This is a genomic window from Kribbella sp. NPDC051586 (assembly GCF_044453965.1).
Classification (GTDB): domain Bacteria; phylum Actinomycetota; class Actinomycetes; order Propionibacteriales; family Kribbellaceae; genus Kribbella.
This window is the reverse complement of sequence record NZ_JBITDF010000002.1, coordinates 117,058-125,892: the sequence shown is the minus strand read 5'-3', so window position 1 is coordinate 125,892 and position 8,835 is coordinate 117,058. Positions and strand designations below refer to the sequence as shown.

12 protein-coding genes are annotated in these 8,835 nt (G+C 66.7%); 3 read left to right on the top strand and 9 right to left on the bottom strand.

What is annotated here, in order from left to right:
* Window positions 1–161 precede the first annotated feature (161 nt).
* From ACIA58_RS11045 to ACIA58_RS11030, 4 genes are all read right to left on the bottom strand, one after another.
* Window positions 162–1,025: an alpha/beta fold hydrolase gene (locus ACIA58_RS11045; RefSeq protein ID WP_396403462.1), complete on the bottom strand. Its 864-nt coding sequence runs from the start codon at window positions 1,023–1,025 to the stop codon at window positions 162–164.
* A gap of 17 nt (window positions 1,026–1,042) precedes the next feature.
* Entirely contained in the window at window positions 1,043–1,816 is a 774-nt protein-coding gene (locus tag ACIA58_RS11040) for an SDR family NAD(P)-dependent oxidoreductase (protein ID WP_396403461.1), read from the bottom strand.
* Between the two features lie 72 nt (window positions 1,817–1,888).
* Window positions 1,889–2,923, bottom strand: coding sequence for a GNAT family N-acetyltransferase (locus tag ACIA58_RS11035; protein WP_396403460.1), 1,035 nt, complete (start codon window positions 2,921–2,923; stop codon window positions 1,889–1,891).
* A gap of 28 nt (window positions 2,924–2,951) precedes the next feature.
* A complete protein-coding gene (locus ACIA58_RS11030) occupies window positions 2,952–3,392 on the bottom strand; it encodes a DUF5709 domain-containing protein (protein WP_396403459.1) in 441 nt (146 codons plus the stop codon).
* A 156-nt stretch (window positions 3,393–3,548) separates the two neighbouring features.
* On the opposite strand from ACIA58_RS11030, the gene ACIA58_RS11025 reads away from it, so the two are divergent.
* The gene (locus tag ACIA58_RS11025) at window positions 3,549–4,190 is read left to right on the top strand and encodes a TetR/AcrR family transcriptional regulator (protein WP_396403458.1); all 642 of its coding nucleotides are present in this window, start codon (window positions 3,549–3,551) and stop codon (window positions 4,188–4,190) included.
* Here the strand turns inward: ACIA58_RS11025 and ACIA58_RS11020 are convergent.
* The 4 genes from ACIA58_RS11020 to ACIA58_RS11005 all read right to left on the bottom strand — a co-directional run bounded on the left by ACIA58_RS11020 (window position 4,180) and on the right by ACIA58_RS11005 (window position 7,119).
* Window positions 4,180–5,043 carry a GNAT family N-acetyltransferase gene (locus tag ACIA58_RS11020; RefSeq protein WP_396403457.1) on the bottom strand — a complete coding sequence of 288 codons (864 nt, stop codon included), beginning with the start codon at window positions 5,041–5,043 and terminating at the stop codon, window positions 4,180–4,182. The genes ACIA58_RS11025 and ACIA58_RS11020 overlap by 11 nt on opposite strands.
* A 4-nt stretch (window positions 5,044–5,047) precedes the next feature.
* Window positions 5,048–6,259, bottom strand: coding sequence for an MFS transporter (locus ACIA58_RS11015; RefSeq protein WP_396403456.1), 1,212 nt, complete (start codon window positions 6,257–6,259; stop codon window positions 5,048–5,050).
* A gap of 183 nt (window positions 6,260–6,442) precedes the next feature.
* Window positions 6,443–6,787: a DMT family transporter gene (locus ACIA58_RS11010; RefSeq protein ID WP_396403455.1), complete on the bottom strand. Its 345-nt coding sequence runs from the start codon at window positions 6,785–6,787 to the stop codon at window positions 6,443–6,445.
* A 17-nt stretch (window positions 6,788–6,804) separates the two neighbouring features.
* Window positions 6,805–7,119 carry a DMT family transporter gene (locus ACIA58_RS11005; protein WP_396403454.1) on the bottom strand — a complete coding sequence of 105 codons (315 nt, stop codon included), beginning with the start codon at window positions 7,117–7,119 and terminating at the stop codon, window positions 6,805–6,807.
* A 71-nt stretch (window positions 7,120–7,190) separates the two neighbouring features.
* Between ACIA58_RS11005 and ACIA58_RS11000 the strand changes: the two genes are divergently transcribed.
* Entirely contained in the window at window positions 7,191–7,547 is a 357-nt protein-coding gene (locus ACIA58_RS11000; protein WP_396403453.1) for a MerR family transcriptional regulator, read from the top strand.
* Between the two features lie 87 nt (window positions 7,548–7,634).
* Here ACIA58_RS11000 and def read toward each other — a convergent pair whose 3' ends face one another.
* A complete protein-coding gene (gene def, locus ACIA58_RS10995; RefSeq protein WP_396403452.1) occupies window positions 7,635–8,264 on the bottom strand; it encodes a peptide deformylase in 630 nt (209 codons plus the stop codon).
* Between the two features lie 60 nt (window positions 8,265–8,324).
* Between def and ACIA58_RS10990 the strand changes: the two genes are divergently transcribed.
* Window positions 8,325–8,810 carry a winged helix-turn-helix domain-containing protein gene (locus ACIA58_RS10990; RefSeq protein WP_396403451.1) on the top strand — a complete coding sequence of 162 codons (486 nt, stop codon included), beginning with the start codon at window positions 8,325–8,327 and terminating at the stop codon, window positions 8,808–8,810.
* Window positions 8,811–8,835 lie beyond the last annotated feature (25 nt).

Sequence of the window (8,835 nt, the reverse complement as noted above, 5' to 3'; positions counted from 1 at the left end):
GATGCACAGCGGATGTCTGCAACCACGAGCCTGGCTTCTGGGAACAAGCGGGATACCACAATCACGGTGACCCCTGACGCGAGCAACGCCACGAGTTCGACTGACCGGTACAGGCAGCTGGGCCGGGCTTGCCCCTTCCAAGGGCAGACATACGGGTCGAGCTACTTGACCGTCTCGTCGTAGAAACTGTTGATCTCGGCAACGATCTCCTGCAGGCAGTCCTCTATCGCGAAGTGCCCGGAATCGAGGCGCACCAGCTTTGCGTCCGGGAGATCGCGCAGATAGGCCTCTCCGCCGGCGGGAGTGAAGAAGATGTCTCCCTGGCCCCAGAGGATCAGCGTTTTGGGCTGGTCGCGGCGCAGTCGAGCCTGCCAGGCGGTGCCCCGGGCCGCGTTCGTCCGGTCGTCGTAGAAGAGATCCAGTTGCACCCGATGCGCGTTCGGCCGGGCCAGGTAGTGAAGATCCATGGTCCAGTTGTCCGGGCTGATCTTCGCCGGATCGACGTGGCCGGTCAGGTACATCGCCTTCACTGCTTCCGGCTCGAGGAATGCCTGGAGCGGTGCTTCGGTCTCGGTGTTGCGGCCGGCCCAGAGGACGTGACGGATCTTGTCCCAGGTCTCGGTGTACCCCTCGTCGTAGACGTTGGCGTTCTGGATGATCTGCCACTTGAGCCAGTCCGGATGAAGCGAGATCAACCGGTTCCCGATGGAACCTCCGTACGCCTGCATGTACAGGCCCATCGGTCCGGTGAAGTCGATGGCGAGCAACGCCTCGTCGACGATCTCCGCGAGGTGGTCGAAGGTGTAGTCCCACTCGGCCGGGTCCGGCATCTCGGTGTTCCCGAAGCCCGGGTAGTCGATCGAGACGAGATGGAATCTGTCGGCAAGCGCCGGCATCAGGTTCCGGAACTGGTGGGACGAGGACGGGAATCCGCCCAGCAACAGGAGTTTCGGTGCGCCAGGCTGACCGGCTTCTCGGTAGAAGACCTCCAATCCGCCGGCAGACACGGTCCGAAATCTCGTCATCGCAGCGCTCGGCATCATCAGTTGCGGCCGGCCATCACGCCTCCGTCGACGTTGAGAATCGCCCCGGTGATCCAGCTGGCCTCCGGCGACAGGAGGAAGACGATCGAGGAGGCGATGTCCTGGGCCGTTCCGACCCGCCCCAACGGGTGGAAGCCGTCGAACTCCTTCACGGCAGCCTCGAGCTGGTCGGCGGGGATGAACCCCTCGTACAGCGGCGTCGCGACCACTGCGGGAGCCACAGCGTTGACGCGGATGCCGTCGGCCGCCAGTTCCATGGCCAGGTTGTGGGTCAGGGCATGCAAGCCGGCCTTCGCCATCGAGTAACCGGTCGCCGGTGTAGCCGCCACCGCCTGATGTGCCCACATGCTGCCGATGTTGACGATCGCACCACCAGAGCTGCCTGCCTTCATGCCCCGCACCACGGTCTGGGTCAGGAAGAACATCGCCCGGCTCAACTCCAGGTACGCGTCGTAGTTCTCCTGGCTGTAGTCGAGAAACCCCCTGGGGATGAAGAATCCGGCCGCGTTGACCAGCAGCGTCGCATCGGCATGGTCGGCTGCGAGCTGCTCCTGGACGTCCTCCACCTGCTTGCGATCTGCCAGGTCGGCGGTGATTCCCCAGGCCTCGCCCTTCTCGCCGAGCTCGGCGACCGTCTCGTCGACCTTCGCCTGCTGGCGCCCGACGATGACCGCCTTGCCTCCTTGCCCGACGATGTCCACCGCGGTCTGTCGCCCCATGCCGCTGCTCCCACCGACGACGATGAGCTTGCGGCCGTCGAAGTATCCACTCATAAGGTTCTCCTCGATCCCGGCCGGGCCGATTGGCCCGGATTCCCTTATGTGTGTGCAGATCGGGGCTCGGCCTTACTGGTTCCCGGGATCCTGGTGGGTGTGGTGTGTGTCGGGTTCGGCCGTGGAGCCGGCCTCGTCGGGGGTGCCGAACAGGTAATGGGACAAGGCGGAATGACGATTCGCGTGCTCGACCGGCTCCGTGAGAAGCCCGCGCCCTTCCAGCTCGTCCCAGGTCGAGTCGGCGATGCGCCACAGCTGGTGCGCTATCCGTCCGGCGACGCCGGCATGCGGCGAGTTGGGGTGCGGTCTGGTGGGTGAGCTCCACTGCCGTTTCGCCAATGCCCGGGCCAGCTCCGTGGCGCCGTCGGTACCGTGGAGTCGCTCGAGGTCGGACACGATCCTCGTCTCACACGACTCGTGCTCAGCCAGCAGCCGTTCGGCCTCCCGCCAAGTCTCGGCCGCGCTGAGGTCGAGAAAGCGTGCGTCACCGTAGGCCCGGCCCTTGAGGACCCGCAGCGCCTGCTCGAACTCCTTGAGATTGGCGAGCAGGCCAGCGGCGTCTTCACCCGACGACGTCCTGGAAGCCGTGAGCAGGACATCGGCGACAGCCGCGGTGTGCTGAGCGGCAACGGCCGCGAACTGGTCCGCCATGCGACGTCGGTCGAACCTGTCGATGCCCGGCTCTTCAGAACGCGCGGCGAGCTCTCTGAGCCGGGAGTGCTGGGCGTGAACCAAATGCTGCAGTGGGGCAGGGTGGTCACCTGGACCGGACTTGGAGCGGGGCTGGATCGGTGGGTGCGTCGGATCGAGAACCACCAAGTACTCCGGATGCCCCTGGAGGAACCGCTCAACCGCGGGGCAGTAGTTCGTGATCAGGACTTCCTCGGCAATGAGGTCGTCGAGGACCGCCTTGATCAGGGCCGTCGCGAGACCGCGGCCACGATGATCGGCGGTGATCTCGGTATGCCCCAGGACCCGCCGTCGGCCGAGCAGGCGGAAGTCGAGGGTCCCTACCGTCGTCCCCGCCACGAGCAGCTCGTACCTTCGCGACTCGCCGTTCTCGACCACGGTCAGATTGCGCTGGGCGTCCTCCATCAGGGTTCTCATCGCTGTGCGCTCCTTCTGAAAGCCTTGTTCAGTTGACATCGTCGAGCTCCAGCGGATCGTCGTCCACAACGTGGATCGCAGCTTCCTCGGCGCTCGCTGCGCCTGCGTCGATCCCCACGTCGGTCGCGACGAGCTCTTCGTCGAGATCGAAGTGCGACCCCTCGTCCGGAGCTACCAGACGACCGGCGCGGTCCCGGCCGATCTCCGGGCCGTCGACCTCCTCCGACGAGACGGCGTACGGGTCGATGTCCGGCTCCTCCTGGGCAAGCCGCTGCTCGAAGGTCTCGCCCAGCAACGCCTCTGTCGCCGTCGTACCGAAGCCCTCACCGGCCGACCACTTCTCCGGTGGCGAGTAGCCTTCGTCGAGAAGGTCGGAGACTCCTCGCCCGTCGAGCGTGTCGGAGGACTGGAGCTGGTCCTCGTCGTCCACGCTGTAACTGCCGTAATACTCTCGGCTGACCTCGCTCATACGTCCTCCCGACGACGGGCCGGCGGTGCGCCGGCTCCTCACGGGAATTGGTGTCGGCCCCGGCACGCGTGCTTACCCGCGGGGTGAGATCACGCCTGCCCGCACCCTCAGCTGCAGCCTGCTTCCAATCGTTGCCCGGCCCGATAAGCTCTCTGCGTGCCCGAGACAGTGAACGAGCTCGATCGCCGCCTGACCTCCCGCGGCGCGGCCACGAGAGCCCGGATCGTCGCCTCCGCCGACGAACTGATGTCACTCAAGGGCGCCGCAGCCACCACGCTGGACGAAGTGACAGCCGCCAGTGGGACGAGCAAGTCACAGTTCTACCGGCATTTCGGCGACAAGAGCGCCTTGGTCCAGGCGGTGATCGCACTGCGGGGCAGCCGGGTGCTCGAGCGCGAGGAGCAGTACCTGCGCAGGGTCGACTCGTTCAGCGGCCTCGATCGCTGGTGCCGCGCCATCCTCCAGCGCGTCACAGCACGTCGTGGAGCCCTGGGCTGCGAACTGGGCTCACTGTCGACCGAACTCTCCGATCAGGACGAGGCCGCACGCCTCGATCTCGATGCACACCTGACGTCCTGGATCTCGCTGCTGACCGCCGCGCTCGAGCGGATGAAGGACAACGACACGCTGTCCGAGGACGCCGATCCCGCGGCGCTGGCAACCGGCATCATGGCCGCAGTCCAGGGTGGATATGTGCTCGCCCAGGCGGCGCGCGACCCCGGACCGATGCGTATCGCCCTCGACCTGGCAATGGACTCGGTCCGAGCACACGCCGTGCGCCGGGGCCCTACGAGCTGACGAGATCGCGGTACTCGGGGTTCTGCTCGACGAATCGGCTGACGACCGGGCAGTAGTTCGATACCGTCACCGACTTCGTGCGGATGTCGTCGAGCGCACGGCCGACCAGCGCCCACGAAAGCCCTCGGCCGCGGAAGGACGGTTCGATCACGGTGTGCGTGATCGACAGGTTCGAGCCGATGACGTGGTAGACGAGCAGGCCGGCTTGCCGGCCGTCGACGAGGAGTTCGTAGTACTCGTCGTCCGAGTGGTGGATCACGGTCACTGCCGGAGAAGCCGACGCGGATTCGGCGCTGGGCGCGGGTTCGTCGTCTGCGGCGTCGGTGCCGTCGATGCCGTCGATGCCGTCGACGCCGTCGATGCCGTCGATGGTCAGTAGGTCGGCCAAGGGAGCCGGCCAGCCTGCACCGAATGCTTCGGCGGGAAGACGGGCGTGCCAGGTGAGACTCGATCCGGTGTGATTGCGGAAATGGAGGACGAGCTCCCAGTCGCCCTCGGCGTCGTGGGGGCTCGCCTCCGTTCGCAGCTGCACTCGCATGGTGGTCGGAAGGGAGTTGAGCATCAGCGGCTCTGTCTGCAACGGCAGGACGGTGCGCCCGCCTTCGGACCGTACAGTGCCCGGCTCAGCGGTCTGCGCGGTGTTCCAGCTCGCCAGCACCAGATCCGTGTCGACGCCGCCGAACAGTCCTGCGGTGACACTGAAGTCGACTCGCCCAGCGTCGGCGAGCGTTGGGTCGGACACGCCGGCCACCGTCAGCTCGCCGCTGGCAAGGTAGAAGCCTGTCCCGTCGGGCCTTTGCCTGCGGCGACTCGGCTCGACTTCGGTATGCGGCACCTGTTCCGGACTGGTCATCGGCTCATCCCTTCGTACTGTAGACAGGCGTGTGCGGGTTGCGCGCGGCGAGGACGGTGAACACGGTAGTGATGAGAGCAAGCCCGCCGTAGCCGAGGGCAATCTGTGGCAAGGCGAAGGTGTTGGTGAGTTGCGCGGAGATGAGGCTGGGAATCGTCGCGCCGCTGTAGCTGAGGAGATAGACCACGGCGAATGTCGGTGCCCGGCCGCGCAGGGTACTGCCGCTGAGCAGTCCACGGATGGCGGCGCTGATGGCGATGCCCTGAGAGGCTCCCGCGGTGATGGTGGCGGCGATGAACAACGGCAATGCACCGGTGGAGATGGCTGTGATCAGGCCGATCCATCCGGCCAGGAAGGCGGTCATGCCGATGCGCTGGGCCGCCGCGGGTGAGAACCGGCCGCCAAGGGGAGCCCCGATGGCGCTGGGGCCCATGTAGGCGGCGAACACCAGTCCGATGACCAGCGAGCTCCTGGTGTGAAGCTGATCTGCGACCAGTGCGGGCACAAAGGCTTGGTAGAAGGCTCCGGTCGCCCAGGTGGCCAGGAACACGCCGGCCGCGACAGGGAGCAGATGCCTGACTTGGACCGGTACGCGAACGCTAGGACGTAGTGATCGCCAACCGCCTGGTGTCCGCGTCACGGTCTCCGGGCTTATCGCGACGAGTGCAGCAGACAGTAAGAGCAGGCCGATGGCAACCAGGTAGATAAGGTCGCGCGGCCACGGCCCGAACTGAACCAAGGCGCCGGAGGCGATCGCACCCACGGCGAGACCGAGCATGACTGTCTGGCTGGACGCAACCGAGGCCAGCCAGGTCGGCCTGGCCGGCGCGGTATCAACGATGTAGGCGGTGAGGCTGCTGCTGGCCAGTCCGGCGCCAAGACCCATGAGAAGCCGACCTGCGATCAGGACGCCGATGTGGTGGACGTTCAAGAGCAGCAGACAACCCAGTACGAGCAGTCCTAGGCTGGCGACCGCGCTGGATCGTCGGCCTACGTGATTCGACAGTCGTCCCAGCACCAACAGCGTGCTCAGAGTTGCGGCGGAGTAGGCGACGACGGTCAGCGAGATGTCGGCGTTGGTGAACCCCTCCTCGGCCCGGTAGATGTTGAACAGGGGGATTGTCGAGCCGACCGCGGCGAACGTTGCCACCAGGGAGACCACCGCAGCAACGAACGCGCGCCGGAGCGTCCTGTCCTGGCGGCCCAGGTTGATCACCGGTGCCACGTTTTGCATCAAGCCGTGCCTCTCTCCAGTCCCGGATACCACGAAGTACGCAAGAAGGTCCGATGAAGTGGTTCCTCGGCCATCTGATCAGCGTCAGCCAGTCCGGGCGTCTTACCAACAACGCGGCAGAATTCGCTTGCCGGCTCCTCCGAGGCGCGGCGTACGCCGTCGGGGCTACTGAGTCGTGCTAGGGCGGTCGGCGAGCTTCAGCCAGACGACGCCGGTGATGATGACGGCGAGCCAGGCGGTCTTCGCCGCGGTGAGGGTCTCATCGAAGAAGATCGGTCCGAGTACGGCGGCTCCGACTGCGCCGAGGCCGGCCCAGACGGCGTACCCCGTGCTGACGTCGATCGTGCGGAGCGCGCGGCTGAGAGCCCAGAGGGTGAGCAGGAAGAAGACGACGGCTACGGCGGACCAGGTCCGGACCGTGAAGCCGTGGCTGCCGGCGACGGAGAGGGCGTAGCCGATTTCGAAGGCGCCGGCGAGCAGCAAGGTGAGCCAAGCGGTGCGCGTGGACATCGGGGTGCTCCTCGGGATCAGACGGTGAGTTGGAGGCCGACGACGCCGGCGATGACCAGAGCGATGCCGATCGCCTTGTTCCAGGTGAGGCGTTGGCCGAAGAGCAGAGCGCCGAGCAGTGTGATGCCGACGCCGGCGAGTGACGTCCAGAGGGCGTACCCGACGCCGACGTCGAAGGTCAGCAGGGCGCGGCTGAGGAAGTACGTGCCGAGGCCGCCGGTGACCAGCGTCGTGGCGGTCCAGCCGCGGTGGGTGAAGCCTTGGGCCTTGCCGGCGGAGAGCGCCACGGCGATCTCGAAGACGACGGCGACGGCCAGGTAGAGCCAGTGCATGAGGTTCCCTTCAGTGCGGTTGCCTCATCAGGGTCAGACTTCACACTGGTGTGAAGTGCAAGACTTGGCCCATGCGCATCGGAGAACTCGCGGACGCCACCGGCGTGAGCACGCGCTCCCTGCGGTACTACGAAGAGCAGGGGCTGATCCGCTCGAGCCGTACGGCGGGCGGCTGGCGCGAGTTCGACGCGTCGATGGTCGAGCGTGTCGTGATGATCCAGCACCTGTTGGCCGCCGGCCTGGGCAGCACGACCATCGGCGAGCTCCTCCCTTGCCTGGAAGCACCACCCGCCGAGCGCACCGGCGTACTCGAGCAGCTCCTCGCCGAAGGAGTCGAACGCCTCGAATCCAAACGCCGCGAAGTCGACCGAGAACTAGAAGTCCTCCAAGCCCTCCGCCAGGACGTCACCATCCCAACACCCCACTGATCGCTCAACGGCAAGCCCAGAAGAGCGCGTGGCCACCAGAGCCTTCAGGGACAAAACCCTCAATGTGATTGTCCATGGCTGTGGAGGTTAGTCGAGGTTGGTGAGTTGTTGCTGGCGGTTTTGGCGTTGGGTGAGGACTTCGGGGCGGTTTGTGGCTGAGTGGTTGAGGGCTTGGGTGTGGGCTGGTGGCGGCAGGTGGTCGACGTAGAGCGTGCCGGACAGGTGCTGGGTTTCGTGGATCAGGCAGCGGGCCAGGTAGCCGGACGCGTCGACTGTGAAGGGGCGGCCTTCGACGTCTTGAGCGTGGAGGGTGGCTCGGGTGGGGCGGGGGAGTGGAGCGTTGGCGCCGGGGATGGAGAGGCAGCCTTCGGTGCCGGGCTGGGTGCCGAAGAGGGCGGTCGGGGCTTCGATCCGAGGGTTGAACGCGTGGCCGAGGTGGCGGTCGCCGTACTCGTCGGTGAGGTCGTAGACGAACAGTTGCGCGTCGACGTCGACCTGGTTCGCGGCGAGGCCGCAGCCCTCGGCGATCCACATCGTGGTGAACATGTCGTCGATCAGCGCACCCCATCGCGCCGCGCCGAACTCGGTGACCGGCCGGCACGGGCGGTGCAGGATCTCCTCGCCGTACTCCGTGATCCGCCGGGCCGTGCCGCGCCGTACCTCGTCGGTCAGCTCGGGCAGGCGGCGCGCAAGGCGACCCTGGATGAACGTCGGCATGCAAAGATAGTAGTCTGCAAAGTTCCTGCTTTGCAAAGCGAACGGTTTAGGATGCCAGGTATGGCCGACCAGCGCAGTACGCCGAACCGGCGCGACGTCGTCCGCGCGCACCCGCTGCGGGAGGCGTTGCTGGAGCTGATCGACCGGGACGGTACGACGACGTCGACAGTCGCGGCGCGGGAGTTGGGGGAGAGCACGGGGTCGTGCTCGTTCCACCTGCGGCGGCTGGAGGCGCTCGGACTGATCGAGGCGGTGCCGGGTGGGGCGGGACGGGTGAAGCCCTGGCGGCGGATGCGGGTCGAGCAGGCGACGCTCAACCGCGAGCTCGAGGACTCCGCGTACGCGAGCTGGCTGGCCGCGAAGACGTCCGAGGACGAGGACTTCGCCTTCAGCGAGGTGGTGACGCTGGCCGACGGGGAGCTCGCCGAGTTGCGCGCCCGCCTCCACCGCGTCCTCCACGACTTCGTCGGCTCGGAGCCCAGAGCCGATACCGGGACGCCGACCGCGGTGATCATCCGGGCATTCCCGCTCCGCGAACAGGAATAGCCGAGGGAACCGGCCGCGGGGTCGC

Excerpts from the sequence above, each read along its gene's own strand:
- ACIA58_RS10990 (WP_396403451.1), top strand. The coding sequence starts at position 8,325 with ATGGCCGACCAGCGCAGTACGCCGAACCGGCGCGACGTCGTCCGCGCG.
- def (WP_396403452.1), bottom strand. The coding sequence starts at position 8,264 with ATGCCGACGTTCATCCAGGGTCGCCTTGCGCGCCGCCTGCCCGAGCTG.
- ACIA58_RS11045 (WP_396403462.1), bottom strand. The coding sequence starts at position 1,025 with ATGACGAGATTTCGGACCGTGTCTGCCGGCGGATTGGAGGTCTTCTAC.
- ACIA58_RS11020 (WP_396403457.1), bottom strand. The coding sequence starts at position 5,043 with ATGACCAGTCCGGAACAGGTGCCGCATACCGAAGTCGAGCCGAGTCGC.
- ACIA58_RS11005 (WP_396403454.1), bottom strand. The coding sequence starts at position 7,119 with ATGCACTGGCTCTACCTGGCCGTCGCCGTCGTCTTCGAGATCGCCGTG.
- ACIA58_RS11030 (WP_396403459.1), bottom strand. The coding sequence starts at position 3,392 with ATGAGCGAGGTCAGCCGAGAGTATTACGGCAGTTACAGCGTGGACGAC.
- ACIA58_RS11035 (WP_396403460.1), bottom strand. The coding sequence starts at position 2,923 with ATGAGAACCCTGATGGAGGACGCCCAGCGCAATCTGACCGTGGTCGAG.
- ACIA58_RS11000 (WP_396403453.1), top strand. The coding sequence starts at position 7,191 with ATGCGCATCGGAGAACTCGCGGACGCCACCGGCGTGAGCACGCGCTCC.
- ACIA58_RS11040 (WP_396403461.1), bottom strand. The coding sequence starts at position 1,816 with ATGAGTGGATACTTCGACGGCCGCAAGCTCATCGTCGTCGGTGGGAGC.
- ACIA58_RS11010 (WP_396403455.1), bottom strand. The coding sequence starts at position 6,787 with ATGTCCACGCGCACCGCTTGGCTCACCTTGCTGCTCGCCGGCGCCTTC.